The organism is Bradyrhizobium jicamae (assembly GCF_018130695.1).
GTDB lineage: Bacteria > Pseudomonadota > Alphaproteobacteria > Rhizobiales > Xanthobacteraceae > Bradyrhizobium > Bradyrhizobium jicamae_B.
This window is the reverse complement of sequence record NZ_JAFCJX010000002.1, coordinates 195,184-220,251: the sequence shown is the minus strand read 5'-3', so window position 1 is coordinate 220,251 and position 25,068 is coordinate 195,184. Positions and strand designations below refer to the sequence as shown.

28 protein-coding genes are annotated in these 25,068 nt (G+C 62.7%); 4 read left to right on the top strand and 24 right to left on the bottom strand.

Annotation, left to right across the window (positions count from 1 at the left end):
* Nucleotides 1–4 precede the first annotated feature (4 nt).
* Genes JQ604_RS03780 through JQ604_RS03755 form a run of 6 tightly spaced genes read right to left on the bottom strand, consistent with a single transcriptional unit; the run spans nt 5 to nt 4,278 of the window.
* Complete coding sequence (locus tag JQ604_RS03780; RefSeq protein ID WP_212353190.1) at nt 5–403, bottom strand: RidA family protein; 399 nt, start codon at nt 401–403, stop codon at nt 5–7.
* 5 nt (nt 404–408) lie between these two features.
* A complete protein-coding gene (locus JQ604_RS03775; RefSeq protein ID WP_212353187.1) occupies nt 409–1,500 on the bottom strand; it encodes an Ldh family oxidoreductase in 1,092 nt (363 codons plus the stop codon).
* A complete protein-coding gene (locus JQ604_RS03770) occupies nt 1,500–1,910 on the bottom strand; it encodes a cupin domain-containing protein (RefSeq protein WP_249157984.1) in 411 nt (136 codons plus the stop codon). Before JQ604_RS03770 ends, JQ604_RS03775 begins: the two co-directional genes overlap by 1 nt.
* Nucleotide 1,911: 1 nt before the next feature.
* On the bottom strand, nt 1,912–2,703 hold the full coding sequence (locus JQ604_RS03765; RefSeq protein WP_212353184.1) for a GntR family transcriptional regulator: 792 nt from the start codon (nt 2,701–2,703) through the stop codon (nt 1,912–1,914).
* A 10-nt stretch (nt 2,704–2,713) separates the two neighbouring features.
* Nucleotides 2,714–3,484 carry an ABC transporter permease gene (locus JQ604_RS03760; protein ID WP_212353182.1) on the bottom strand — a complete coding sequence of 257 codons (771 nt, stop codon included), beginning with the start codon at nt 3,482–3,484 and terminating at the stop codon, nt 2,714–2,716.
* Complete coding sequence (locus JQ604_RS03755) at nt 3,481–4,278, bottom strand: ABC transporter ATP-binding protein (protein ID WP_212353181.1); 798 nt, start codon at nt 4,276–4,278, stop codon at nt 3,481–3,483. Before JQ604_RS03755 ends, JQ604_RS03760 begins: the two co-directional genes overlap by 4 nt.
* A gap of 263 nt (nt 4,279–4,541) precedes the next feature.
* Between JQ604_RS03755 and JQ604_RS03750 the strand changes: the two genes are divergently transcribed.
* Nucleotides 4,542–5,549, top strand: coding sequence for an ABC transporter substrate-binding protein (locus JQ604_RS03750; RefSeq protein ID WP_212353179.1), 1,008 nt, complete (start codon nt 4,542–4,544; stop codon nt 5,547–5,549).
* 81 nt (nt 5,550–5,630) lie between these two features.
* Nucleotides 5,631–6,617: a Bug family tripartite tricarboxylate transporter substrate binding protein gene (locus JQ604_RS03745; RefSeq protein ID WP_212353176.1), complete on the top strand. Its 987-nt coding sequence runs from the start codon at nt 5,631–5,633 to the stop codon at nt 6,615–6,617.
* 8 nt (nt 6,618–6,625) lie between these two features.
* On the opposite strand, the gene JQ604_RS03740 is transcribed toward JQ604_RS03745, so the two are convergent.
* From JQ604_RS03740 to JQ604_RS03680, 13 genes are all read right to left on the bottom strand, one after another.
* Nucleotides 6,626–6,970, bottom strand: coding sequence for a hypothetical protein (locus JQ604_RS03740; protein ID WP_212353174.1), 345 nt, complete (start codon nt 6,968–6,970; stop codon nt 6,626–6,628).
* Nucleotides 6,967–8,112 carry a thiolase family protein gene (locus JQ604_RS03735; RefSeq protein WP_212353172.1) on the bottom strand — a complete coding sequence of 382 codons (1,146 nt, stop codon included), beginning with the start codon at nt 8,110–8,112 and terminating at the stop codon, nt 6,967–6,969. Before JQ604_RS03735 ends, JQ604_RS03740 begins: the two co-directional genes overlap by 4 nt.
* Nucleotides 8,113–8,137: 25 nt before the next feature.
* Nucleotides 8,138–9,829 (bottom strand): ATP-dependent acyl-CoA ligase, encoded by a 1,692-nt coding sequence (locus JQ604_RS03730; protein ID WP_212353169.1) that lies wholly within the window; start codon nt 9,827–9,829, stop codon nt 8,138–8,140.
* A complete protein-coding gene (locus tag JQ604_RS03725) occupies nt 9,826–10,407 on the bottom strand; it encodes a hypothetical protein (protein WP_212353166.1) in 582 nt (193 codons plus the stop codon). Before JQ604_RS03725 ends, JQ604_RS03730 begins: the two co-directional genes overlap by 4 nt.
* Nucleotides 10,408–10,584: 177 nt before the next feature.
* A complete protein-coding gene (locus JQ604_RS03720; protein WP_212353163.1) occupies nt 10,585–11,091 on the bottom strand; it encodes a flavin reductase family protein in 507 nt (168 codons plus the stop codon).
* A gap of 47 nt (nt 11,092–11,138) precedes the next feature.
* Nucleotides 11,139–12,230, bottom strand: coding sequence for an LLM class flavin-dependent oxidoreductase (locus JQ604_RS03715; protein WP_212353160.1), 1,092 nt, complete (start codon nt 12,228–12,230; stop codon nt 11,139–11,141).
* Between the two features lie 78 nt (nt 12,231–12,308).
* A complete protein-coding gene (locus JQ604_RS03710) occupies nt 12,309–12,974 on the bottom strand; it encodes a GntR family transcriptional regulator (protein ID WP_212353158.1) in 666 nt (221 codons plus the stop codon).
* Nucleotides 12,975–13,053: 79 nt separating this feature from the next.
* Nucleotides 13,054–13,860, bottom strand: a complete 807-nt coding sequence (locus JQ604_RS03705; protein ID WP_212353155.1) for an ABC transporter ATP-binding protein — start codon at nt 13,858–13,860, stop codon at nt 13,054–13,056.
* Complete coding sequence (locus tag JQ604_RS03700) at nt 13,847–13,993, bottom strand: hypothetical protein (protein ID WP_212353152.1); 147 nt, start codon at nt 13,991–13,993, stop codon at nt 13,847–13,849. Before JQ604_RS03700 ends, JQ604_RS03705 begins: the two co-directional genes overlap by 14 nt.
* Nucleotides 13,994–14,137: 144 nt before the next feature.
* Nucleotides 14,138–14,575, bottom strand: coding sequence for a hypothetical protein (locus tag JQ604_RS03695; protein ID WP_212353149.1), 438 nt, complete (start codon nt 14,573–14,575; stop codon nt 14,138–14,140).
* 371 nt (nt 14,576–14,946) lie between these two features.
* Nucleotides 14,947–15,654 (bottom strand): LysE family translocator, encoded by a 708-nt coding sequence (locus tag JQ604_RS03690; RefSeq protein WP_212353146.1) that lies wholly within the window; start codon nt 15,652–15,654, stop codon nt 14,947–14,949.
* A gap of 238 nt (nt 15,655–15,892) precedes the next feature.
* Nucleotides 15,893–16,438 carry a cytochrome c gene (locus JQ604_RS03685; RefSeq protein ID WP_249157983.1) on the bottom strand — a complete coding sequence of 182 codons (546 nt, stop codon included), beginning with the start codon at nt 16,436–16,438 and terminating at the stop codon, nt 15,893–15,895.
* Nucleotides 16,439–16,532: 94 nt separating this feature from the next.
* Nucleotides 16,533–17,528: a hypothetical protein gene (locus JQ604_RS03680; protein WP_212353143.1), complete on the bottom strand. Its 996-nt coding sequence runs from the start codon at nt 17,526–17,528 to the stop codon at nt 16,533–16,535.
* 263 nt (nt 17,529–17,791) lie between these two features.
* Between JQ604_RS03680 and JQ604_RS03675 the strand changes: the two genes are divergently transcribed.
* The gene (locus JQ604_RS03675; protein ID WP_212353140.1) at nt 17,792–18,265 is read left to right on the top strand and encodes a MarR family winged helix-turn-helix transcriptional regulator; all 474 of its coding nucleotides are present in this window, start codon (nt 17,792–17,794) and stop codon (nt 18,263–18,265) included.
* A gap of 57 nt (nt 18,266–18,322) precedes the next feature.
* On the opposite strand, the gene JQ604_RS03670 is transcribed toward JQ604_RS03675, so the two are convergent.
* From JQ604_RS03670 to JQ604_RS03650, 5 genes are all read right to left on the bottom strand, one after another.
* Nucleotides 18,323–19,432 (bottom strand): hypothetical protein, encoded by a 1,110-nt coding sequence (locus JQ604_RS03670; protein WP_212353137.1) that lies wholly within the window; start codon nt 19,430–19,432, stop codon nt 18,323–18,325.
* Nucleotides 19,433–19,579: 147 nt separating this feature from the next.
* A complete protein-coding gene (locus tag JQ604_RS03665) occupies nt 19,580–20,677 on the bottom strand; it encodes an alcohol dehydrogenase catalytic domain-containing protein (protein WP_212353877.1) in 1,098 nt (365 codons plus the stop codon).
* Nucleotides 20,678–20,733: 56 nt separating this feature from the next.
* Nucleotides 20,734–21,951 carry an amino acid ABC transporter substrate-binding protein gene (locus JQ604_RS03660; RefSeq protein ID WP_212353134.1) on the bottom strand — a complete coding sequence of 406 codons (1,218 nt, stop codon included), beginning with the start codon at nt 21,949–21,951 and terminating at the stop codon, nt 20,734–20,736.
* Nucleotides 21,952–22,018: 67 nt separating this feature from the next.
* The gene (locus JQ604_RS03655; protein WP_212353131.1) at nt 22,019–22,552 is read right to left on the bottom strand and encodes a carboxymuconolactone decarboxylase family protein; all 534 of its coding nucleotides are present in this window, start codon (nt 22,550–22,552) and stop codon (nt 22,019–22,021) included.
* 22 nt (nt 22,553–22,574) lie between these two features.
* Nucleotides 22,575–23,579 (bottom strand): VOC family protein, encoded by a 1,005-nt coding sequence (locus JQ604_RS03650; RefSeq protein ID WP_212353128.1) that lies wholly within the window; start codon nt 23,577–23,579, stop codon nt 22,575–22,577.
* Between the two features lie 451 nt (nt 23,580–24,030).
* On the opposite strand from JQ604_RS03650, the gene JQ604_RS03645 reads away from it, so the two are divergent.
* Nucleotides 24,031–24,993: a LysR family transcriptional regulator gene (locus tag JQ604_RS03645; protein WP_212353125.1), complete on the top strand. Its 963-nt coding sequence runs from the start codon at nt 24,031–24,033 to the stop codon at nt 24,991–24,993.
* Nucleotides 24,994–25,068: the final 75 nt, after the last annotated feature.

Below are 25,068 nucleotides of genomic sequence, written 5' to 3'. Positions count from 1 at the left end.
CCGCTCAACCGTTCGGCAGTACCGCAATCGCGTTGATCTCGATCAGATAGTCCGGCGAGGTCATCTTGCAGATCTCGACCATGGTCGAGGCCGGCAGCGGCGGCTTGAAGTACTCGCGGCGCACGGCGTGGATGGCGTCGAAGTGCTCCATGTTGCGAACATAGACATCCACCCGCACGACGTCGGCCAGGGTACCGCCGGCCGCTTCGACGGCGGCCTTGACGTTCTCGCAGACCTGCCGCGTCTGCACGCTGACGTCGCCGATCCCCGCAATCGATCCATCCGGGCATCGCGCCGTCATGCCGGAAATGAAGACGAGCTTGCCGCGGGCTTCAACCGTCGTGGCCTGGGAGAAATGCCCATTGGGCTTGCGGAGCTTGTCGCTGGAGACTTCCTGTTTCATGTTTTTCAGCCCTTCTGCATGGCAAGGTTATCGTCGAGGAGAATTCCGAGCTTCCGGCCCGCGTCGATCAGACTGCGAACCGTTTCCGCACTGAGCCGGCAGGCGCCACCGCTGCTCTCACGCGTCGCAAATGCGAGTTCACCCGGTGCGTAGACGCGCGCAGTGCCGGGTGCGCGCCTGGATTCCGATACGCGCGCGATCTGAGTGGCGACACGGTCGCCGAATTCGCCACCGTCGGGAAAATGACCGACATTGATCGCGAGAAACAATTGACTGCAACCGTAGGACACCTGCGAATTGCCATAGAGCGGTTTGACCTCGGCGCCGACTGCGCCACCGGAGAGTCCTCCGCAGAGCATGTCGACCATGAAGGCCAGCCCAAATCCCTTCGGTCCGGCCGCCGGCAGCAACATGCCCTTGATCGCCGCCTGCGGGTCGGTGGTCGGCGCGCCATCGGAATCGGCGGCCCATCCTTCCGGGATCGAGCGGCCTGCCGCTGCGGCAAGGCGAACCTTGCCCATCGCGGTCGCACTCAATGCAAGATCGGTCTCCGCCTGAAACGGTCCTTGCGTCGGTACGGCGATCGCGACCGGATTATTGCCGACCAGCGCCTCGGCACCTCCCGGTGCCGGCATCAAGGGACGCGTGTTGGACATCACGATCCCGACGCAACCGAGATCAGCCATCAGCCGCGCGTATCGCCCGGCGGTTCCGAAATGAAAGGCGTTCTTCACGGTCACGACGGCAACGCCAAACTGTCGGGCCTTGTCGACTGCGAGTTGCAAGGCTTGCCGCGCGATCGGCTGCCCCAATGCATTTCTCGCATCCAGCACGACGGCGCCGTCGCGCTCCGACACCACCTTGCCGACAGCAGAGGTCGACACCGAGTGTTGCGCCAGCCGATCGAGATACATCGGTACCAGCATCACGCCATGCGAAGGCACGCCCTCGACATCGGCCGCAACGAGATCCTCGGCCACGACGTCGGCCACATCTGGCGCGACGCCCGCTGCGGCAAACATCGCTGCCGTCACCCTGGCGAGATCGGCAGCCTGGATCGAGAAGGACGCCGTCGCTGCTGGCGTGCCGACCGACATCAGCGCGCATCCTCGTCGTTGTCGTACCAGCTCGGACGCTGCGGATAATGCGGGCCGTCATAGATCTCGACCACGATGGTCTCTTCATGGGCGATGGTCGGACCGTGCACGTTTCCTTTCGGATTCCAGTAGAACGAGCCGTCACGCAGCACGAGACCATTGTGCTTGTATTCGTAGTGCCCTTTCAGCACGAACATGAACTGGTTCGATGCATGCAGATGCGGTTGGGGAATGCTGGTGCCCTTGTCGAACTTGATCAGGCAGATCGACGCGCCCGTCCCCTCGTCCCGCCAAAGAACCTTCTCGTAGACACCCTTGAGTGACTTCGGCCGCCACGTCAGCTCGTCGCTCTTGATCAGCACTTCTTCAAGCTTGGGCATCTCGGCGGGCATTTGGGGCAATGTGGTCATATTAGCTGTCTCTCTTTATGGAACTGGAGCGATCAACGTGGGCGCCGCCGCGGGCGCCCTGGATTTGCGACAGACGGTGCCTGAGGCTCGAAATGTGCTCGCGCATCGCCTGCGCCGCGGCCTCTTCGTCACCGGCTGTGACGGCGTTGGCGATCGCCATATGCTGGAGATTGCTCGCCTCGATATCGAGGGTCTGCCACAAATGCAGATACCAGTAGCGCCACGATCGTTCGTGCAGATTGCGGGCAAATTCCGCCATCACCTGATTGCCGGAGATCTCGCCGATCTTGCGATGGAAGGCGCGATCGCTGATGGTGAAGCCGTCGATGTCGGAGACGCTGTCGTCGACCTTCTTGAACTTGGCCAGCGCTTCGAGCTCGGCCGCGGTTTCCGGCGTGGCGTGTTGGGCCGCATAGCGCGCGAGCTCCGGCTCGACCGCCATGCGCGAATCGAGAATCTTGATGATCTCGGCGATACTGTCGGGCAGCACGATCACGCCCTTTCGCGGCATGATCTCGACCAGACCGTCGGCCGCGAGCCGATGCAGCGCCTGATGCACCGGCGTGCGGCCTAGCCCGAGCAGCGCGCAGATCGCGCCCTCGTTGAGATACTGGCCCGGCAGGAAGAATACGGTGATGATCCGCTCCTTGATCTCCTCATAGGCACGATCGACCAACGACCCGGCTTTCTGCGCCGCTGCGGGTGCGACCGCAGGCTTCGAACGCGACGCGGCGCGGGTCTTGCCCTTCGCCTCTTCTCCCTGCCGTCCGGTTTTCTTGACCTTCTTGACCACGTCTCGCTCCCTAGTGCCGTTCGGCCGCCGGCGGCAGCCAGGGCGCGATCAGCAATTCGACACCCTCGACAGCGAGATAAACGAGAAGACCGAGGATCGATAGAGCGAACAAGGCCGCAAAGGCCAAGGGCGTATCGAGCTGCGAGGTTGCGGTGAGCAGCAAAAAGCCGAGCCCCTCGCTCGACCCCACGAACTCGCCGATCACCGCGCCGATGACGGCGAGCGTAATCGCAACCTTAGCGCCGGTCATCACGAAGGGAAGTGAGGCAGGAAACTGCACTTTAAACAGGATCTGCATGCGCGAAGCCTTCAGGCTGTGCGCAAGCTCCAGCAGTTCCTTCGGTGTCGCGCGCAGGCCCGCTGCGGTGTCGACCACGATCGGAAAGAAGGCGACCAGCCAGGCAATGGCGAGCTTGGACTGCAGATCGGGACCGAGCCACACCAGGATGATCGGCGCCAGCGCGACCTTGGGCACCGACTGCAGCGCCACCAGCAGCGGATAGAACATCAGATTGAGCGTGCGCGACTTGGCCACCGCGACCGCCATCGGCAAGCCGAGCGCAACCGCAAGTGCGAAGCCGTAGACCGTCTCCTTCAGCGTCACCAGGCTCTCCTCGAACAGCAGCCCAAGATTGGCAACGAAGGCGTAAAGCACCTTGTCCGGAGGCGGCAGCACGACCACGGACAACCGCCCGATCCGGCAAATCAGTGCCCAGACAATGACGAGCAGCACCAGGCCGGCCAACGGATAGATGATGCGGGTCAGCGAGCGCGCGGTCATGATGCCACCGCCTCGAGATGCGGCACGATGCCGAGCGCTTCGCTCGCCGCGCGCTCGGCCTGCGTGAAAGCCGGCGTAAAGCGCACCGCCTGGCTGCGTGGATAGGGCAGCGAAATCCGGATCTGCTGCGATACCCGCGCCGGCCGACGGCTGAACACGATGACCTGGTCGGCCAGATAGACCGCTTCCGAGATCGAATGGGTCACGAACAGGACCGTCGCACCGGTCTCCTTGCGGATGCGCAGCAAGAGATCGTTCATCTCAAGGCGCGTCAGCTCGTCGAGCGCGCCAAACGGCTCGTCCATCAGCAGCAGGTTCGGGCGATGGATCAGCGCGCGGCACAGGGCAACACGCTGCTGCATGCCGCCTGAGAGCTGGTGCGGCCGCGCATGGTGGAAGCTCGACAGGCCGACCAGTTCCAGAAGCTCGGCCGCGCGCGCCCGCGCCGCCCGGTCGCTTCGCTTCAGGATCTCCATCGGGAACAGCACATTGTCGATCACCGTGCGCCACGGCATCAGGCTCGGCGCCTGAAACACGAAGCCGTAATCGCCGAGCGGACCATCGATTTCGCGACCATCGATGGTCACCGAACCCGACGTCTTGGCGATCAGGCCGGCAACGATGCGCAGCAACGTCGTCTTGCCGCAGCCCGACGGCCCGAGCAGCGCAACGAGCTCGCCGCGCTCAAAGGCAAAGCTCGCATCGTCGAGCGCCACCACCGGCTCGGTCGCCCGCGATCCAAGCTCGCCAACCGGGAACACCTTGCGGACGCTCTTGATCGTTCCGAATGCCATCAGCTCCGCTCGCTCAACACACCGGACGCGCGCCTCGAGAAACGCCCGCCACCACGCCGCTCCGCTTTGACGCGCGGAGAGGCGCCCTGCCTCGGGATGCGACGCCCTGCCACCCTTGTGACCCGGCCATTGCGCATCTTTGCGGCTTTCAATATCATCTGAAATATCTTATGATATTTTATCAGTCAAGAGGCGTCTGACCGGGCTTTTCTCGGCCAAATCGTCGTTTCTGCGGGGCGCCCGTTGTTCAGGAGAGAGTGAAAATGTCGGTCTTCAAGACACTTGCCGCGCTGGTGCTCAGCGCCGGTCTCACGTTCGGCTCGGCGGCCAAGGCGCAGGAGCGCGACGTCAAATTCATCCTCGACTTCATCAGCCTCGGCCGGCACGCGCCGTGGTACGTCGCGCTCGGCAAGGGCTACTTCAAAGAGGAAGGCCTCAACGTCACCATCCTGCCGTCGAAGGGTACCGCGGATGCGATCCGCTCGGTGGTCTCCGGCATTGCCGACATCGGCTTCATCGACATTCCGAGCCTGGTGGCTTCCGGCGCCGCGGGAGGTGCGATCAAGATCGTTGCGGTCAACTATCAGCGCCCGCCCTACTGCGTCTTCAGCCTCGATCCCGGCGCCAATATCACCGAGCCGAAGCAGCTCGCGAATCTCGAATTCGGCTCGAGCACCGCATCGTTCCTGCCGCGGATCGTCCAGGCTTTCATGGAAATGAACGGCGTCGACAGCAAGACGCTGAAGATCGTGAACATCGATGCCGCCTCGCGCGTGCCGATGCTGGCCGCGCACAAGGTGGCCTCGATCGACCAGTTCGCCATGAGCGAGCCGGCCATCCGCCGCGCCGTCACCGATGCCAAGCCGCGCTGCCTGTTCCTCGGCGACTATGGTCTCGATATCTATTCGAACTCGATCGGCACCACCGAGGAGTATCTCGGCAAGAATCCCGACGTCGTGAAAAAATTCGTTCGCGCCGCCCTGCGCGGCTGGCAATACGCCCTCGCGCATCCGGAAGAGGCCGCGCAGGTCGAGATCCAGTATGTGAAAGCGCTGAACCCGGAGATCATCGTCGAGGAGCTGAACATCCTGAAGCGCGTGGCCATCACGCCCGACGTCGAGAAGAACGGCTTCGGCACCGTGTCCTTGGACAAGATGAAGAGAACCGTCGACTTCATGAACAAGAACGTCGACATCGCCGGTGAGAAGCTGACAGCCGAACAGATCTATCGTCCCGGCTTCCTGCCCGAGGCACCCATCTTGCCGCAGTAGAAGCGCGTCCTCCCATGTTAGTTTCTCCCGCGCTGCAGCTTGCGACGCGGGATCATCCCCTCGCACAAGAGAGACACGACCGTGACTGCCGCCCGCACCTTGATCCTTCTCGGCGTCCTGCTCGGCGGCGCCCTGCCGGCACTCGCCCAGTCCTTTCCCACGCACCAGGTCACGATCATCTCGCCCTATCAGGCCGGCGGGACCAGCGACATCATCGCCCGTGCCATTGCCCAGAAGCTCGGCCAGATCTGGTCGCAGCCGGTGATCGTCGAAAACCGGCCGGGTGCGAACGGCACGATCGGGATACGGGCAGTCACCCGCGCGCCGGCCGATGGGCACACGCTGCTCGCGGTCGCCTCGAGCGCGTTGACGGTCAATCCGACGGTGTTTCCCAATCTGGGTTATGACGTCGGCCGCGACCTCGCACCGATCACGCGCACCGGCCAGGTCACCAACGTGCTGGTCGTGCATCCGTCGGTGCCGGCCAAGAGCGTCAGCGACTTGATCGCTGCGGCGAAAGCCCGGCCAGGCACGCTCAGCTACGCCTCGCAGGGCATCGGCTCGAACGGACATCTGAACGGCGAGCTGTTCAAGATGCGCACCGGCATCGACCTGCTTCACGTGCCGTACAAGGGCAGCGCGCCGGCCGTGACGGATCTGATCGGCGGCCAGGTCCAGGTGATGTTCGACAATCTTCCCTCGGTGCTGGAGCAGATCAGGGCCGGCACTCTGCGCGCGATCGCCGTGACGTCGTCGACGCGCAGCCCGCTGCTGCCTGACGTGCCGACCATCGCGGAATCCGGCCTGCCCGACTTCGACACCAGCGCATGGTTTGCAATCCTCGCAGCAAAAGACACGCCGGACGCACTGCGAGCGAGCCTCGAAAAGGCCGTCGTTTCCGCGTTGACGGATGCATCACCGGCTTTCCGCCGCCGGCGTCGACGTTCTCGGCGACGGTGCCGCTGCGCTCGCCAACAAGATCACGCTGGACACCGCGATGTGGAAGGACGTGGTCGCGGCTGCCAGGATCAAGGTCGAGCAGTGAGACTGCTCCGCGGCGATCGGTGAGCCCGCCTTTACGCCGGCGATCCGCCATCATCACCTCCGCACGGATCGGCCCCGCCTTCGGCAAAGGCTGCGATGGCCCCGTCGGCCGCGACCTGCAATCGAACCTGTGCGCCGGGGGAACAGCAGCGGTCGAGGCGCGCCAGCAACCGCAAGTTCCGCTCGGTCACGACCAGCGCCAGATATCCGCGCGACGCATCATCCGGGCGCCTCGTTCGAATCGTCGTGATGTCTTCGATCACGGCCGTCCGGACCAGCGCCTCGTCGAACGCACAGGCCTGACAGCACGCGCAGCGCAGCCGCGGCGGGAAGAACTGCGTTCGGCAGGACCTGCAGATTTGCACCGCAACGCTCATGGCGCACGCTCCAGCACAACGGCGTTCGCGCACAGGCAGTAGCGATACTCCATCATCCCATAGCCGGAAACGACGGCGCGCCTGGCATCCGCGACCTGCCGCGCGCCGGCGGCACCGCGGAGCTGGGTGACAGCCTCGACAAGGCCATGCAGACCACCCGCCGCGCCTGCCTGCCCGGCCGATAATTGCCCGCCGGACGTGTTGACGGGCAAGCTCCGTGTCGACAACCGTTCGGCGACGAAGCTCTTCATCGACATTCCGCCCATCAGTCCGAGATCGCGAAGCTGCGCCAGGACCATCACGGGATAGTCGTCGTACACGCAGGCGATATCCATGTCGTCGGGAGCGAGACCCGCCTGTCGCCAGAGGTCGTCGGCGACCAGCAGCAGGCCGGTTTCGAGACCATCACCCATCTGCTGATCGTAATTGTGCAGAGCGTGGAGCGCGCGAACCCGGACACCGCGGCCGCGCCTGCCGTCCTCTCGCGAGACCAGCAGGCCGTCGGCGCCGGAGACGACGGGTACGCAGTCATAGCGACCAAGCGGCGGCGCGACCGGCTGGGCGTTGAGATAGTCCTTGACGGATAACGGCGTCCTGTACACGGCATTCGGATTGAGCGCGGCCCACTCCCGCTGGGCGATGCAGACGCGCGCATAGTCGACCGGTTCGAGACGCTCCCGGCGCATCTGCGCCTGGGTCACGAAGGAGAACAGTCCGTTCGGACCGCCGAACGGCAATGGTGCGAGATGGTCCCGCACGACCGCGTTGTAATTGTCATTCAGATGCAGAAGCGCGGCCTCGCTCAAATGATCCGCGGCAAGGATCGCCACGTTGGTGGCATCGCCGCATTGAACCGCACGAAGCGCGTGCTGCAGCATGTTGATGCCGCTCGCGCCGCCATTGGTATCCTCCATGACCCAGCGAAGCCTGAGACCAAGGCGCCAGGCGATGTCGATTGCGTGGTCGGGCTTCAGGGTGAAGGACGAGACTGCCAGACCGTCGATGCGCTCGGCAGGCAGCCCAGAATCGTTGAGGAGTGCCGCAAACGCGTCGGCAAGCAGCGACATCGTGGTCACGCCGGAGGGCTTGCGGCGGTAAGGCACCTCGATTGCACTCGCAATCACCGCGCCGTCGAAATCCATCGCGCTTGCATCCTCCCCGGGCTTGTCAGCGCCGCACCACGACACCTGCCACCTCACGATCCCAGGTGGTGTCCGACCGGCCGCGTTCACGCAGTCTGAATTTCTGGATCTTGCCGTTTTCGGTCTTCGGCAGCTCGCCGGCGAATTCGATGTAGCGCGGCACGCTGAAATAGGGCATGCGCCGCTCGCAATGCCGGATCAATTGCTCTTCGGAAACCTCAGCGCCGTCCTTCCGCACGAGAACCGCCATGACTTCGTCTTCGGCCAGCTCGGAACGAACCGGAAAGACCGCCGCCATCGCGATCGCAGGATGCGACAGCAGCACCTGTTCGACTTCGAATGACGAGATGTTCTCGCCGCGCCGGCGAATGGAATCCTTCATCCGGTCGACGAAGCGGAAATATCCGTCCGGCGAGCGCACCACCCGGTCGCCCGTATGCAGCCACAGATTCCGCCACGCAGCGCAGGTCTGCTCGGGCATCGCAAAATATCCGATCGCAAAGGCGAAGGGCTCATGTGCACGAAGCAACAATTCGCCCGGCTCGCCATCGGCGACCGGCGCATCGTTGTCGTCGACGACTCGCGCCTCGAATCCGTCCACGACGCACCCCATCCAGCCGGGGCGCGACGTCAAAGCATCGGTGCCGATCACCGCATTGCTCTCGGTCGCACCATAGCCGTCCAGCAAGACCACCCCGGTGCGCTCGACGAACGGCGCATGGAAATCCGCCGGCACACCCGGTGCAAGCGCGGCACGCACGCGATGCGACCGCTCCGACAATGATGGGGGCCGCGAGAGCAGCATCGGCACCATCGCGCCCAGCACATAGGTGATGGTGGCACGGCTTGCTTCAAGCGCCTCCCAGAACCGCGACACGGAGAAGCGCTCCGCGACGACAAGCGTCGCTCCATACAAGAGGGCCTGAAAGAAGGCATTCAGGGCGTTGGTGTGGAACAGCGGCAGCGTGGTGTGCAACACATCCCCCTCGCATACTCCGATCTGTCGCCCGGTGTAGAGGCCCCACCAGAAGTATTGCGCATGCGGACAGCAGACCCCCTTGGAGAGGCCCGTCGTCCCTGACGTATAGAGGACAGCGAGCGTGTCTCCGGGGCCCACGGCCATGGGTAGCACCGGAAGGCTCGGAGCAGGCAGCGCCTCGATCCCCGGCTTGTTGTCGGCACCATCAGAGCTCGCTTCTCCGATCACAAAGATCCGCTCGACCGCAAGCACGCTCAGGTCGATCGTGTCGAGGACGGCCAGCAACGACGCCTCGATGCACAGCAAGCGCGCGCCCGAATTTCGGAGGATGTGCTGGAGCTGGAAACCGCGCGAGGCGGTATTGATGGTTACAGCGACCGCGCCAAGCCACGCACAGCCGAGAAGGAGCGGCATGAACTCGAACCGGTTGCCGCAGATCAACGCCACACGATCGCCGGCCGCGATCCCGGCTGATTGGAGCATTGCGGCCCAACGGGGCACCTGCTCGGCCACTTCGGCAAAGCTCCATGACTGCTCGCCGCAAATCAGGAGCGTTCGCGATCCATAGCGCTCCGCCTGGCGACTCAGCATGCGCGGCACGGTACGTTCGGAAGCGGGAAATGCGTCCCTCAGCGCCGCACCAATCGCGGCATTGCGCTCGGCAGCAGCCGCGAGTTCGGCACGACGTTCGGCGATCCCAGCGAGATCTCCAATTGCGTCGATCACGGGACCGGTCATGATGACGGCACAACGGTAAGCGTGTGAAAGGGATAGTGCGTATTGCCGCCCTCGAACGGCGGGAAATTCATGAAGTCCCGCCGCATCTCGTCGCGGACCGGCGACAGCATCGCGGCGTTCATCGCATCGGCGGAATCGAACACGGTGATGTTGCGCTGCATGGCCGTGCGGGCCACCAGCGGCAGTTCGGAGATCACCACCGCCGGCGTGAAGATTTCGATGCGACGAATACCGGGGAATTTCGCCATGATCTGCGGATGGTGCGACACATAGAAAGCGTGCCACGCGTTCTGATCCGCAGCCGTCCCCGGATATTCGACGAGGTAAGTTAGGGGGCGGCCATTCGCGGCGTCGAGCCTGGCATCCGGCACGGGATATTGCCGGCCAAGGAAGGCCTGATGGGAAACGACGGCATCCGTCAACTCGGGCAGCAGATCACCCCGCGCCAACGGCGCGAGATGCCCGTCCAGCTTCAGGCATCGTTCGAGGGCGAGGATCTCGCCAAACTCAAGATGCAACACCAGACGCGGCGAGTCCGAGATATCGGCATAGTAGGGGTCATGCGCCGATGCCGGCATCAGGATATGCCCCTTGCTCAAGCCCGGGCATCGCTCGAGCAGCGATACCAGGGCCTGCTGGCTGGCAGGCCCCAAACCTGCGTCACTCGGCGCCTGCCACTGACAAAACCACGAAATCGACATGAGACCTCTGTCCGACTCACCTTCGTTGGAACCAAAGCGTCTGCGCGCTGGGTCCTATTGAACTTTGATGAATTGCCCCTCGCGGTAGGCGAGCGCGGCGCCGCCGCTATGACCGAGATGCACATCCCAGACGCGGCCGATCGTCAGCAGATGGGTCGATGCAGGAACCAGATCGCTGACGACGCAATGAAACCGCGCAAGCGCGGTCAGCAGGATCGGCGTGCCGTCGGCGCCGGTTCGCCAATGCTCCCCGTCGAAGCGATCTTCACGGGATTGGCTGGTCATTCCGGCACAGGCACGGGCAACCTCTTCGTCGTCAGCCGAAAGCAGGTTGACGCAGAATGCTGCCCCACGCTGCGCATGGCTTGCAAAGGATCCCGTCTTGTTGGCACAGACGAGGAGCATCGGAGGCTCTGCAGTCAGGGAACACACCGACGTTACCGTCATTCCGACCAGGCTTCCGTCAGATCCCCTTGCCGTCACGATCGCGACACCGCCGGTCAGGCGCCGCATGCCAGCCTTGAACAGGCCCGATCCCGCGGCGAGGACATCGTTGGGCAACGCCTGTGTCCCAGCGGCGGCATATGGCCCTGCCATGGAGGTCCCGCTCACAGGCCGGCCTCCTTCATTCTGGGAATGACCTGCTCGCAGAAGAACGGCAGTTCACTCCTGTAGTTCACGAATGACAGCGCAGCGCCGTTGTAGCCGATGCCTGCGATTTTCGAGAGCTCATCGACGATTGTCCGCGGCGAGCCGACCAGCGGATAGCTTCCCGTGCCGGCCGCGAAGCGCTGCCTGTAGAGCCGAAACGCATCGTCTTCGTGGCTCTGGCTGAAGTTCTTCTTCTGCCTCATGTGATAGTCGACGGCCGCCTCGTCGACATTCCGGCGCGAATAGTAGTCGTAGAAGTCTTCAGCTTCGGCATCGGTTTCGCGGCACACGACATGCGCCACGGTGAAGATGCCGACAGATCGACCGAAGCGATCGGCACGGTCGCGGATGTCGCGCACATGTCCCCTGGCGACATCGAGATCGGTGAAGCTGGTGAACAGATGGTCGCAATGCTGGGCCGCGAAATCTCGCCCGGCCGGACCGAACGCAGCATTCATCGTCACCGGCCGCGGCCGCTGCAGCGAGGCCGGACGGCTGACGGCGTCCTTCAACTGATAATACTTCCCTGCGAAGTCGAGCGGCGCGTCGCTGTTGTAGGTGTTCACGATCACGTCGAGCCATTCCCTGGCCTGGACGTAGGCATCATCGACCAGCGTCACACCGAACATGCCGAATTCGTCGGGGTTCCAGCCGCACACGATGTTCAGGCCGGCCCGACCCCGACTGATGTGATCGACCGTCGCGAGCGCCTTGGCGGCGTAGAGCGGATGCAGCAGCGGGACATGCACCGTCATGAAGAGCGCGATCCGGGAGGTCACCGATGCCAACCCGGCCGCGAAGGTGAAGGTCTCGAATGAATGCTCGCGCACGCGGGTCGAGCCGCCATAGCCGCGCCAGCGTCCGATCGGCAGGAAGAAATCGAAGCCGCCGCGATCGGCGATCTGTGCAGCTTGAAGACAATCGGTCCATTCGGCGGTCCAGGCCTCCGGCACGGTCGTGAACGCGCTGCCGCGGTCCGCATTGGCCGAGAAGACGCCGAGCTTGAAGCTGGATTCCGCAGACGAAGCCATCGGATTGGGTAGCGACATAGCTCACTCCAAATAATATACAGTATATTGTTTTAGAACGCGCACCGGTGTCAAGGGGGCGCAGCGGGTGCAGTGAGCTCAGGACACCTTTCTTGCCGTGGACGAATGCTCGCGCTCGTGTCGGAAGGCATCAAGCGCGTTGCCGAGCGCGCGCTCGATCACAGCGGCCGCCTTTGCCGCGTTGCGCGTCCGAAACGCCTCCAGCAGAGCCTGCATCAGTTCAAGCACGTCGTTGCGAACCGCCACGCGCTGCAGTGTCGCCAGGCGCACGGCCTGCACGTGATCGACATAGGTCGTGATCGCGGCGACGAGCTGACTGTTGGTCACCTGCCGAAGCCAGGTGTTCCTGAACTCGGCGTTGGTGACGATGAATTTCGCAATCTCGCCCGTCTCGGATGCGCGCCGGCATTTCTTCAATACACCTTCCAACTGCTGAAGCACGGCGTCCGTCATGTTCGACGCCGCTCGCGACGCTGCCACCGGCTCCAGCAAATTCCTGATCTCGAATATCTCCTCGATCTCGAAATCGGAAAATCTCCGCAGCACAAAGCCGCGTGACGAGCTCTCGAGCATCCCTTCGTGAACGAGCTGCATCAACGCCTCCCGGACCGGCATGCGGGAAATGCCGAGCTCGGCCGCAATCTCCATGTCGACCATGCGGTCGTCATGCGTGATCTGGCCGGTGCCGATGCGCTCGCGATAGATATCGTAGACCTTCTCGCGAAGGCTCTTCGACTTGGCCATCTTTGGCTCGGGCACAGCCCTACGAATCGCTTTCATCTGGAGCCCGATATGACAGGGGTAAAATCGAAGATTGATATTCTCATTGCACGATGCTCGCAGCAAGCTGTGGCCGCGCGATTTCCGCGGTTTCCGGCGGGACGGCCGCCAGCAGCGCCTTCGTATAGGGATGATGCGGGTGTTCGAAGACCACGTCAGTCGCGCCCTCCTCGACGATCTCGCCCCGGTACATGAACAGCGAACGGGCGCAGAGATATCGCACCACCGCCAGATCGTGGCTGATCAGAATGATCGTGATCCGATGGCGGCGATTGAGCTCGAGCAGCAGATTGAGAATATGGGCCTGGACCGAGACATCGAGGCCGGAGACGATTTCATCCGCGACCACGATCTGCGGCATGGCGCACAGCGCGCGACCGATATTGACCCGCTGCTTCTGCCCACCCGACAGCTCGGCCGGAAAGCGATGCAGGCAGTCCCGCGGGAGTCCCGTCTCCTGCAACAGCCGTTCGGCGATCCGGCGCCGCTCTGCGGACGGCGTCGTGCCGGTCGCCTCGAGCGCCTGAGTCAGGAGACGGAGGACGCTCCGCCGCGGATTGAGCGCTGCCTGCGGATCCTGGAAGATCATCTGCACGTCGCGTCGCGTCAGATGCAGGATCCCTTGATCCCGGTCGCCCTCGACCACAATGCTGCCGGACGACGGCCGCTCAAGACCAACGATCAGACGGCCGATCGAGGTCTTGCCGCTGCCGCTCTCTCCAACGATCCCGACCATTTCGCCGCGGCGGACCGAGAAGGTCGCAGACTTGACTGCATCAAATGACGATCTCTGCAGTCCGAGGAAGCCGCGACGCGACCGATAGGTCAGGCTGACGTCACGCAGCGACACGCACCAGGAGAGTTCCGCCAAACAGGAACCCGAACTGCGCGCCGATCACGGTGATGGTCGGAAGCACTGCATTCTTCAGCATATGCGACACCAGAATCTTAATCGTGCTGCCGGTGATTGCGATCTTCGTCACGGTCCTGGGATTCAATCTGCTGGGTGAGGGGCTTCGGACAGCTCTCGATCCGAGACTGCGGCGCCGGAGTGGAAGCAACAGTCACACCTGCTGCGATCCGCGGCGAATGCGCCATGCGAGCGATAGTGCGATCGAGGATGGCTTTCACGTCATGCCCCTGAGCTTTGGATTCATCATGCCGGCAATGCTGAGCTTCCGGTTGGTCCGGGGACGCTCGATCCAGCTGTAGCGAACATCCTCCATCGTGAGTGGCGTGGAGTCGTGGAACAGGATGCCGTCGTGCAGCGAGATTTCGAGGCGTGTGTTGTCGTCGCTGATCCATCGGTGTTCACGGATCTGGCGACCCATCAGTTTTTGGTCCGGCCCATAGTGCAGCGGTGAATCGAAAACGCATTTGAAGATGGACTGGCCGGCAGGGAACGTGACTGCCGTCGGATCCCAGCTTTGGACGTCGGTCGGGAATGCGATGCTGAGCGCATGCGAGTCCTGCGCAGTCGCCGCGCCGCCGAGAATCGCCAGCGATGGAATGCCGAGCAGCAGGGAGCAGAACGCGCGCTTGGAGATCGTCGACGTGTCGCTCATGGCGCTGCTCCTGACCTCGTTGGACAAGACGAATTTCGACCTTTCGCCGGGGCGACGGACGATGATGCAGACTCAGCGTCGACAACGGTCGCCGGCCCCCGTGCGATCTTCCCGTTCGGTCGCCATAACAATATACAGTATATTTCTTTTGTCTTGCTCAAATATTGAGCATGATTTATCACTTGATATTTCTAGTAATCTCAATGATTTGCAGGGATTTGGCGCGACAAGGCAGCCCCGGAACTCCATTGGAGCGCGTCAAGACCGCAGCTTGCACGCCCGCCTTCGCGCGTAGCGCGTCATGTCGTCGATCTCATTGTGGAGGCCCGGCGAGGAAGCAATGACGGCGCGCCGGTCGGCCGTCTGCCGGGTCAGCCGGAACGATGAACCGCCGTCACAATGCCGAGGCTGACAAGGATCACCTCACCGGCCTTGTTGATCCGGCGAACCATCGACGTCCGCTGTACCTGCCGGCGCAACTGGAGTGCGAAGGCCGCGTAGAGTCCATCATTGATGATGCCGATCATCACCATCGTTGAGATCAGGATCAAAGCCTGAGGGACGTAGGGCGCCTGACTGTCGACGAAGGCCGGCAGGAACAGGAGGAAGAAGGCGATGCCTTTGGGGTTCAATGCGGTCACCGCGAAGGCGTGGCAGAAGGCTTTCCATGCGCTGGTTTGAGACTCCGCGACGACCTTCTTCATCCCGCCTGGATCGGCACGCCACATCTTGATGCCGATGCAAATGAAGTAGGCCGCACCGACGAGCTTGAGGATGGTCAGCAGCAAAGCCGAAGACATCAGAAGAGCACCCAGCCCGGCCATCGCGAGCGTCATCGCGACGGTACCGCCCAAGGCTGAGCCCACGATCATCGGGACGGCGATGCGATAGCCCTGGCTCGCGGCGTGCGTCACGATCAGGAACACGGTCGGGCCGGGAATCGCCACCACTGCGGCTGACGCCGCTGCAAATGAAAGCCAAAGCTGCAATGACACTACTGACCGCTCCAGGATCCGCCGCGGGGCCTCGGCTCGTTCTTTCACAAATTTGCCGGCTTCGTAAAGGGACAGGGCGCGCACTTCGGGCGACCACCATCAGGCATAGAGGCATCGCGCAAATTCGCGAACTGGTGTGCAAGATCGAGGCGTGACGGAGAGAGTGTCAGTCAACCCCCATTGATAGACAAGGAATTTTCGTTTCTCCTGGACCAAAACCCGTCAATCGAGCTACGGCTCGGACTGGTGTTTCGTGACACCAACTGGGTACCAAAGCTAGTGCAGGCGGCTGGACTTGAATCGACCCGCGAACAAATATCAGCTAGTTCGAGGGCGGAATGATCTTCATCACGAAGGACGTGGGTTTCTCCGTGGGTCCAAACGGACCGGGCACCGCGTTCTTGACCGGCTTCAGCGTCTTCAGATACTCGGCAATCGAATAGGCATCCGCTGCCGTCATTTCCGAGAATCCCCGCCACGGCATTGCCGGCGACAGTTCTCGCTTGTCCGGGGTGATGCCCTTGGTGAACGCCGTGACGATTTCGGCAACCGACCAGTTCCCGAGGCCTGTCTCCTTGTCCGGCGTCAGGTTTGAACCGTAGAACACACCAAGCTGCGGGATTTCAAAACCAACCTCGGAGCCGCTGAGAGCGCGGCCGAGATCCGGCTTCCCGAAGAAGTGGCCCGGCGTATGGCAATCACCGCAGCCCACGATTCCAACCAGATATTTTCCGCGCTGAACCTGACGCTCGTCGGCGCCGGCCGGACCACTCGCTCCAGCAAGAGCGATCGCCCAAAAAAGCCAGACGGCTCCGGCACGAATCCAGCCCCTCCGCGGCAACCGCCGCGAGAATTGACGAGTCAGCATGGCAACCTCCTCTCACGCCCGGCAGATCGACATCTCCGGCAGGGCATTGCCGGAGATGTCTGCGCGCAGCGTACGATTGTGACGGCGCCGGACGTCAGAACTTCACGGTAACGCCCGAGTACACCGAAGACTCGACGCAACTGCCGACAAACCTACCGGTGCACGAGGGCGAGAGGTTATTGTCGAGACCGAACTTGTTCTTCCAGTACCGATAGGCCACCCAGACATCGACAAAGTGCGAATACTTGTCGCCCCAGACCGCCTTGCTGGCATCGAGCGTCAGACGGATGGGCTCGCTGTTGAATTCGGTTGTCCTGTTGACCGTCCCTGGGACGCTGGTGCCGGGTCCCTTCGGTCCGTACCAGGCGGCACGACCGCTGATCGACCAGAACTGCATGTTCGCGGGCAGGAAGCCGAGATCCATGTAGTAGTTCGTCTCGAGCGCCCACGTGCCGCGGAAATCCAAAGTGCCGTCGGACGGCGCCGGCAGGAAGGAGCTGTGGTTGGTCTCCTTGTAATAGAGCGGCGCCACGTTGAAGAAGCCCTTGTAGGGCAGATCGAACGCGAACATCAGGCCGATCACGCCCGATCGCTTGGCTGGCGCCAGCGGGTTATTCTCCACACCGGCGTCGGCGCCCACCTCAAGCGAAACGTTCCGCAGCGGACCGACGGTGAACGCCTTGGTGTTGAAGATCTCGTTGAAACCGAACGTGCTGCGGATGAAGCCGTAGAAGTCGCTTGCGCCGGCGCAGCCGGTTCTGCCGGTCGGCGTGCAGGGCGCGGCGGGATCGTTGTGATCCGACTTGTAGAGAGCGAGGTTGATCAGGTTGGTTCCGTACGCCCAGGCGTCGAAATGGGTGAAGGCGTAGGCCTGCTTCGCGGTCGACGCCGTAACACCGGGATCGGTGCCATTCGGCATGTAGGCATAGGTGAGCCTGTTGTCGTTGACATAGAAGAACGGCACCGGCGCCACGGGCTTGGGCGTCGCCTTGGCCGGCAGTTCGTCGACGTCCGCTGCATGGCCGGGGGCAAAGCTCCCGATCATCGAGAATGCAACGACAAGAGCTCCGATATTTGAACGAAACGGCATTTCAATCCTCCACTAAGGTGCGTCAAACAGGACATCGCCGAATTTCCGGTTCTTCTTCATTGTCCGCTCGGATTCCTTTAGTGCATTTAATTCATGAATTAAATTCGTTATTTTTCTTCGTTATTACAATTCGTGAAGATGTTGCCTAATTGCCACGCGCAAGCCGAGTTTTCAGACTAGCTTTTGACGGTCATCAAGCCGTAGCATGGCTTGAATCGAAACAGCCGCCGACGGTCCGGACAGCAACACGATCGGAATTCGCAATGGTCGGGAAACAGCTTGATGCAGCAATGACGGACTTCGTCTGGAATGTGCTGGAGATAGGCTCGCTGCTCGGAGACATCCGAAAAACCTGGGCGGAGCAACTCGGAGTCAGTGAAGCCCAATGGCTGATCCTGATGGCCATCGAGGATCTCAACCAGGGCGGCGGAGTTTCCGGCGTGGACGTCGCAACCAAGCTCCGCACCCACGCCACGTTCGTCGCAATGCACACGAAGCATTTGGAGAAGGCCGGCCTGCTGTCGCGAAAGCCATCGCCGATTGATGGCAGGCTTGTTCTGATGTCGCTCACGGCCAGGGCTCGCGCCGAGATCCAGAAATTGTCGGACCAGCGCGAGGCGCTCAACGGAATCATTCTTGAGAACGTCGACGCGCGGAGCCTGACGAATCTGAATGCAACGCTGGCGATCATCCGGAAAAACTCGGAACGCGCGCTGCGGGCTTCGGTGGATGCCTGAACCGCAGCCGAGCGCCACGCATAGCGTGCGCGCGACTTTGCCGAGAACAGCCTTTCGTCAAATGTCGGCATGCCGTACCGCTCCGCTCTGGTGCCGCTCCGCCAACTTCAAAGTGATCCAGTCGAGGATGAAGTTCCGATCAGGCTCGATCCAGGTCCGTCGATCGGGAAGCTGCTCGTTCAGCAACGAGGGCTCCAGGTCGGCGCAAATGCCCGACGACCGGCAATAGCCGAACAACTTCATCGCGGCGTCGGTATCGGGCAGGCAGTCCCAGTTGATCGTGATCAGGAACGGACAGGCGATATTGCGCGCAATCCCGTGGAGCACTCCCCGGTCGAGCGTCCGGCCGAGCGGCTGCCCGGCAAAGGACCCCAGCACGGAATGACCGTAGCTGCTGTCGAACAGCCCGCCGTCGCATACTGCGGCCGCAAATCGCGTATCGAGGCTTGCCGCGCGCGCTGCATATGACGCACCCAGTCCATCGCCGTAGATTGCGATTCGCTTTTCATCGACGTCGGCGCGCGCCATGAGATAGTCGACGCACGTGCTGATCGCGGTTTCGACCCCGTACCTGTCGGCGTCGAAACCACGCGGGGCTTGGCCCATCGGCCAGGGCAGATCGATCAGGAGCAGCGACAGGCCACGGCTGATTGCGCGAGCCGCGATCCGGAACAGATGTCCGTCCTTCGGCTCTCCCGCCCCGTCGACACATATCACCGCCGGCCGCTTGCGTGCGCCGTTCGCACCGGGAATGAAATAGCCCGCAATCGACTCATCGGCATGCCGGATGTCGACGCGCTCCGCCGCCGGGTCGAGACAGCGCAGGTATTGCAGCGAGCAATCCTCCATGGCATCGAGGACGCGCCGCCGCCGCTGATCGTAGTCCGCGAGAAACAGTTCCGCCGATCGATAATACGCGCTCGCTCTGAGGAACATGTCCCGGGCGAGCCGGACATGTCCCTCGCCCATCATCCGCTGCGCGCTCGCGCGATTGTCGTCCGCGAACCGCTTCCACGCGCAGTACCAGCTATCGCTGTCGCCCGGCCGGATTTGCTCCGCGGCCAGGTAGCATTCGCGGACGGTGCTGGCCCCGGACTCGGCAAATTGAAGGATGCGCATGAACTGAAGGCTGTACAACTCGTGTTGGGGCCACCGCATCCAGATCATGGAATCCCGCCTTGGTCGCGCCGCTTCAATTCTTGCCGAACCTGCCCTCATGCTTTGCACGGCACCCTCCCATCCACGGCGCTCCGCGCCGCATCTGCAGACAGTCAAGGGGCACGCCGCGGGTCACCCGGCCCACGGCATGTCGTTTCATGGAATGACGACGTAGTTGCTGAATCCGCCGTCGCGGTCCTTCAAGCCCGAGATCGCTTCGTTGACGCGCGCGAGCGGAAAGCGCCGGTGCTCGAGATAGGACAGATCGATGGTCCCAGAGCGCACCATCTCCGCCATCTCCTGCCCCTGCGCGGTCGTGAACCAGTTCGAGCCGATCAGTTGGACCTGCTCGTCCATCAGCCACTTGACATCGATCGGGAGGTCTTCAGCCACGCCGCCCACGTTGACGACCTTGCCGCCGCGACGGACTCCCTTCATCGAGTCGACCATGGTGGCCGCAGGCGCCTTGGCGCCGAGCGCGCTGATGACGAAATCGACGCCCTCGCCGCCGGTCAATGCCTTGGCCCACTCGCCGCTGGAGCCGCTGCCGAGCGACATCACCTCGATGCGGCCGGGCGCGATCGCCTTGACGCGGCTCAGCAGCTGCTCGTCGCGGCCGGTGCCGAGAATTCGCGATACGCCCATGGCGAGGCCGAGCACAGTGGCCGCGACGCCCAGCGTTCCGGTGATGCCGTCGATCAGCGCGACCTGGCCCGGACCTGCTCCGGCATTCTTCAGCGCGCCGTAGGACGTGCCGAGATAGCCGAACCGTCCCGCCTGCTCGAAGCTCAGGTTGTCCGGGAGGTTGACGATCGCGTATTCGGGGGCGGTCATGTATTCGCTGAAGCCGCCGTACGGATACAGATCGAAGATGCGCTGGCCGTCCCTGCTCGTGCTGAAATATCCGTTCAGCGTGAAATAGCGACAATGGCTGCGCTGGCCGGCGCGGCAGGCTTTGCAGGATCCGCAGGAGCGCAGCGGGCTCACATAAACGCGGTCGCCGGCCTTGACGTTGATGACGGCCTCACCGACTTCCTCGACGACGCCAGCCGGATCCAGCCCGAATACGGCCGGAAATTTTGGCAGCGGCTGATGCGGAAACCAGGTCGGCCAATTGTTGATGACGTTCGCCATGTTGGGGACGATGCCGCATGCCTTGACGCGCGCCAGCACGTCGGTTGGCCGGGGCTTCGGCACCGGGATCGTGTCAAGCGACATCGGTTGCCCAAGCGCGTGCAGCCTCGCTGCGACCATCGTCCGTTCCATGAGAGAGCTTCCTTATACGTTAGCGGTTTCGGTGGTGCCCGTTGTCACGGAGCAATCATGTCGGCTTCGGGCGGCCGGAAGCCGGCAGGCCAGACGGTGACCCACTTGCCGTCCTGGACCTGCCTGAGCTTGGTGCTCGCCGGACCGGTGTTGAACTGGCCCTCGAAGCTCCGGACGCCGAGAACCGTGTTGACCGAATTGGTCTTCAGCCAGGCGGCCATGGCCTTGTCGTTGACCTGCCCGACCGCGGTCGCGGCGGCCTCCAGGATCTGCCAGGCGGCGAACTCGGCCGCAGCCTGCGACTCCGCGCGCGGCCAGGGCAGGCCGGAGGCCTTCGCGCGCTCCGTGTAGAGCGCAACGAACTTCGCCGCGCCGCCGTTCTTCGTGAAGGGCTCATGGTCCTCGAACCAGGTCAGGCTCGTGAGACCGTTCGCATTCGGGTTGACGACGGTCGGTCCCGGCGCGGGAAACAGATAGAACTGACGCCGCGGCTTGTAGTCGATGCGGGCCATCGCATCGAGCAACTGGGTCGCTTCCAGTCCGATCGCGCCGGACCATAGCAGGTCGGGATTGGCATCCTTGATGCGCGCCGCGATTCCGCCGAAGTCGCGGGTGCCGAATTCGTATTCGAGGAACATCTGGACCTTCATGTCGCGCTTGAGCGCGACTTCCTGGCCTCCTTTCGCAAGCTCCAGCGCGGAAGGAAACTTGCTGGTGACGAAAGCGATCGTCTTCGGCGGCTCGCGCGTCGCCGCGTAGGCGTCGAGCACGACTTCGGTATCGGCACGGAAAGGATCGGGCCCCAACGGAAGCACGGGGAACTGCATCTCGTAGGGTGCGAGCTTCGGATCTCCGAGGCTGCTCTGGATCAGCAGCTTTCCGAACCGCTGCGCGACGCCCATCGCCGCAATGATCGCGCTCGTGCCGTATGGCCCCATCAGCAGATCGACCTTGTCGGCGGTGATCAGCCGTTCATACAGCGTGCGCGCATTCGCCGGCTGCGACTGGTCGTCGAGCAGGACGACCTCCAGCTTGCGTCCCAACAGCCCGCCCCGCTCGTTGATCGTGTCGACGAACACCTCGACGGCCAGCCTGTGGATACTGCCGACCGACGCGAGCGGTCCGGTCAGGGGAAGCGTCTGCCCGACCCTGATCGGGCCTGCGCCCTGGTCGGCAAGTGCCGGCAGGGCGAGCGACATCGCGAGTGAGCCCGCGCCAGCCAGGAATGTTCTGCGTCGAAGTCGCATCGGCGAATATGTCATTGGGGTCCCCTCCCTCCAGTCTTTGTTTTGATGTTCCCGCCGGACACGGCGGCTCTCGTACGTCCGCTCAGCGGTAGCCCTCTTCCAGCTCGATCGCGAGCGCCCCCATGATGCGGACCCCGGAGTTGTACCAGGCGACCGTCAGCACCAATTCGACGAGCTCGCGCTCGCTCAGAAAGGCCGTCAGGCGATTCCAGGTGGCATCGCTCACATCGACGCGCAGGGTGGATTCCCTGGCGAACTCCATGACCGCGCGTTCCTCGGTGCTGAACAGCGGCGAGGTGTCGAATTTGTCGATCTGTTTGAGGTGCTCCGGGCTGATCCCCGCCTTCAACCCGTGCGATTGGTGATGGGCGATCTCGTATTCGGAGGCCGTGCAGTGCCCGACGGTCAGGATCGCCATCTCGCGCAATTTCGGGCTGAGCTTCGCCCCTCGCATCGCATTGGCATAGGACAGGAACTGATCGAGAATTTGAGGCGCATGCGCCAGCGCCGTGAAGATGTTCGCCGTCGGCACCTTGCGCTCGCGTTGGAGACGCTCCCACAGCGGCTTGCCTTCTTCGCCGAGATCGGCCGCCTGAAGATATTTGACCCTTGCCATCGCGCTATTTTCCTTGTCGCATTCAATTTTGTGACGAGAGCTTTTGAGCATAGCTCTCGAGTGTTTCCGGGCTTGGTCGTACGGCGGGATCGACGACCGGCACGCCTTCGAAGTTGGTCGCCTCGAAGTACCATCGTGCGGGTGCCGGCAATCCCCAGTGCGCGCGGGTGCTGAGCGATGCCGCCTCCCAGCGCACCGGTTCGATCTCGATGTCGATGGTCCGATAGTGGTCGGTGAACAGCTCGATCCGATGCCCATCCGGATCGCGCAGATAGACGAACAGCACGCCGCCCGGTCCGTGGCGGCCGGGCCCACGCTCGACGCAATCAGCAAGACCGTAGTTTCCGGCGAGATCGCACGCCGCAAAGATGTGATCGGCTCCCGGCACCAGATACGCAAAGTGGTGCAGCCGCGGGCCCTGCCCTTCGACAACAGCGAGGTCGAGCACAGTGCCCTTGCGGTACATGAACGAGCCGAGCAGCTTGTCGCCATGCGCGAGATATTCCGAGGCCCGGAAGCCGAGCTCGCCATAGAAGCCGCACAGCGCGAACGCGTCGGGCGCGAGCAGCTGGTAGTGATCCAGGGACTGCGCCTGGGCGCCCGCGAAGATCTCGCGCTTCAGATGCAGCCGCGGGCGCGTTTCCATGCGCGCGCAGAGCTCGATCTTGGTCCCGGCAGGATCCTCGACATGCAACGTCCGCCCCTGGTGCGGTACCTCGGCCCATTCGACCGGGAGCTGGCGCGCTCTGAAGAATTGATAGGCAAGCTCCAGCTCCTCGTCGAAGAACACGCGCATTCCAATCCGCTTGCAGGTCGCGCCCTTGCCTGACCGAACCAGCACGAGGCTGTGGTGACAGGCTTCCGCAAGACCGCGCAGATAGCAGACGCCGTCGTCTTCATCGGAGACGACGAGCCCGGCGATCTTGACGTAGAAATCCCTGCTCCTCGCGAGGTCGGCCACGTGCAGGACCACGTGGCTGGCGCGCGTGACATTGAACGGCGGACGCAGGTTTACGGACGGAAGCATGAAGACCTTGGACCTTCCCATCAAATTTTGTGCTAACGTTAGCATATTGGCTCAGAAGTTCGCGGATTGTCAACAGACGCTGTCGAGGAATTTTCAAACCCTCATGGGCCTCGAGACGCTTTTATCAACAGCTCAGCGAGCGCCTCAGCGGAGAACCATGGCAAAGCGAACGCAAGGCAGATTAGTGCAAACGTTTGCGCTTCCGGTGCCTCGATCGCAGCGGCCGGATCGTGGCCTGGAATTCCGTTCAAACGGCTTCTCCCGTACCGCATCTCTCTTGCGCACTTGCTCCAGCGCGTTCTGGTTCTTCGGTGGACGAATGATGAGACTGCCGGAAACCGGGGCACGATTCCACTCGCAAGGACGATTTACATTTATGCGTATCCTGCATTAATGGGAGGGTGATCGCGGAGCGCGCTGGACAGCGTTTTGCCCATAGGGAGCGGACCCGATGAGGAAGCACTCCACTGCCGCCGAAGCCTACCGACAGAAGTCCGAGCTTCTTGCCTGCATCGAACTGGTTCTCGCCATACACAAGCACGGCTCGATAACCGATGCGGCAGCCGCGTTGGGTCTTTCGCAATCGGCGTTATCGCGCCAGCTCGTTGCGTTGGAAGCGACCCTGGAGGTGAGCCTTTTCAAGCGAACGACACGCACGATCGCGCCCAGCGACGTCGGAAGAATTCTGATCGAATCCGGACAAGACGTGCTCCGGGCGGCAGATATCCTGATGGATCAAATCAGATCTGCCAGCGGCGCTCCGCGATTGTTGCGCGTGGCGACGCCGCCTTATTTCGGGAGGAAGCATATTCTCCCGCACCTGCAGGAGTTCAGGCGGAAGAACCCCTCAATCGATATCCGCCTCATCCTGAGCGACGAGAGGGTCGACGTCATTCGCGAAGACGTCGATTTGGCAATAAGGATAGGCCACCTTCCGGATCAGTGGCTCGTTGCGGCACGGATCGCGAAACAGCGTCGCGTCCTGTGCGCTTCGCCGGCCTATCTCGCCACCAAGAGCGCGATCAGGCATCCCGAGGACCTTTCAAATCATCAGTGCCTGGTTCACACGCGGCTCGCCCCCACGGGCATCTGGCACTGCTGGTCGGGAAAAAGCTACGTTGCGAAAAAGGTGTCAGGACCGCTGGCGTCCAACTATTCCGACGTTCTTGTTGATGCCGCAGTTCGCGGCATGGGCGTAGCCCTGATTGCGAACTGGACCGTCAATGAATTCCTGGCTGGCAGGCAGTTGGTGCCGCTTCTGCCAAATTGGCGCATCGACAGCGATTTGGAGCCGCGCGACATCAGTTTCGTCTGGGCTCCGCAACTATCGCAATCTCGCCAGGTGCGCAGCTTCGTCAGCCACTTTCGGAACGCCTTCGGGAAGCCGCCGTATTGGGAGCTTCCGCTGTCGTGAAACGCCTCGCGAACAGGTCGAAATATCCTGGCCGCCCAAAAGGCGGCATCAGGCGACGATCCGGCTCAGACACCA

Coding starts and splice junctions, on each gene's coding strand:
- JQ604_RS03780 (WP_212353190.1), bottom strand. CDS start 403: ATGAAACAGGAAGTCTCCAGCGACAAGCTCCGCAAGCCCAATGGGCAT.
- JQ604_RS03775 (WP_212353187.1), bottom strand. CDS start 1,500: ATGTCGGTCGGCACGCCAGCAGCGACGGCGTCCTTCTCGATCCAGGCT.
- JQ604_RS03770 (WP_249157984.1), bottom strand. CDS start 1,910: ATGACCACATTGCCCCAAATGCCCGCCGAGATGCCCAAGCTTGAAGAA.
- JQ604_RS03760 (WP_212353182.1), bottom strand. CDS start 3,484: ATGACCGCGCGCTCGCTGACCCGCATCATCTATCCGTTGGCCGGCCTG.
- JQ604_RS03755 (WP_212353181.1), bottom strand. CDS start 4,278: ATGGCATTCGGAACGATCAAGAGCGTCCGCAAGGTGTTCCCGGTTGGC.
- JQ604_RS03750 (WP_212353179.1), top strand. CDS start 4,542: ATGTCGGTCTTCAAGACACTTGCCGCGCTGGTGCTCAGCGCCGGTCTC.
- JQ604_RS03740 (WP_212353174.1), bottom strand. CDS start 6,970: ATGAGCGTTGCGGTGCAAATCTGCAGGTCCTGCCGAACGCAGTTCTTC.
- JQ604_RS03735 (WP_212353172.1), bottom strand. CDS start 8,112: ATGGATTTCGACGGCGCGGTGATTGCGAGTGCAATCGAGGTGCCTTAC.
- JQ604_RS03730 (WP_212353169.1), bottom strand. CDS start 9,829: ATGACCGGTCCCGTGATCGACGCAATTGGAGATCTCGCTGGGATCGCC.
- JQ604_RS03725 (WP_212353166.1), bottom strand. CDS start 10,407: ATGCCGGCATCGGCGCATGACCCCTACTATGCCGATATCTCGGACTCG.
- JQ604_RS03715 (WP_212353160.1), bottom strand. CDS start 12,230: ATGTCGCTACCCAATCCGATGGCTTCGTCTGCGGAATCCAGCTTCAAG.
- JQ604_RS03710 (WP_212353158.1), bottom strand. CDS start 12,974: ATGGCCAAGTCGAAGAGCCTTCGCGAGAAGGTCTACGATATCTATCGC.
- JQ604_RS03695 (WP_212353149.1), bottom strand. CDS start 14,575: ATGAGCGACACGTCGACGATCTCCAAGCGCGCGTTCTGCTCCCTGCTG.
- JQ604_RS03685 (WP_249157983.1), bottom strand. CDS start 16,438: ATGCTGACTCGTCAATTCTCGCGGCGGTTGCCGCGGAGGGGCTGGATT.
- JQ604_RS03680 (WP_212353143.1), bottom strand. CDS start 17,528: ATGCCGTTTCGTTCAAATATCGGAGCTCTTGTCGTTGCATTCTCGATG.
- JQ604_RS03675 (WP_212353140.1), top strand. CDS start 17,792: ATGGTCGGGAAACAGCTTGATGCAGCAATGACGGACTTCGTCTGGAAT.
- JQ604_RS03670 (WP_212353137.1), bottom strand. CDS start 19,432: ATGATCTGGATGCGGTGGCCCCAACACGAGTTGTACAGCCTTCAGTTC.
- JQ604_RS03665 (WP_212353877.1), bottom strand. CDS start 20,677: ATGGTCGCAGCGAGGCTGCACGCGCTTGGGCAACCGATGTCGCTTGAC.
- JQ604_RS03660 (WP_212353134.1), bottom strand. CDS start 21,951: ATGACATATTCGCCGATGCGACTTCGACGCAGAACATTCCTGGCTGGC.
- JQ604_RS03655 (WP_212353131.1), bottom strand. CDS start 22,552: ATGGCAAGGGTCAAATATCTTCAGGCGGCCGATCTCGGCGAAGAAGGC.
- JQ604_RS03650 (WP_212353128.1), bottom strand. CDS start 23,579: ATGCTTCCGTCCGTAAACCTGCGTCCGCCGTTCAATGTCACGCGCGCC.
- JQ604_RS03645 (WP_212353125.1), top strand. CDS start 24,031: ATGAGGAAGCACTCCACTGCCGCCGAAGCCTACCGACAGAAGTCCGAG.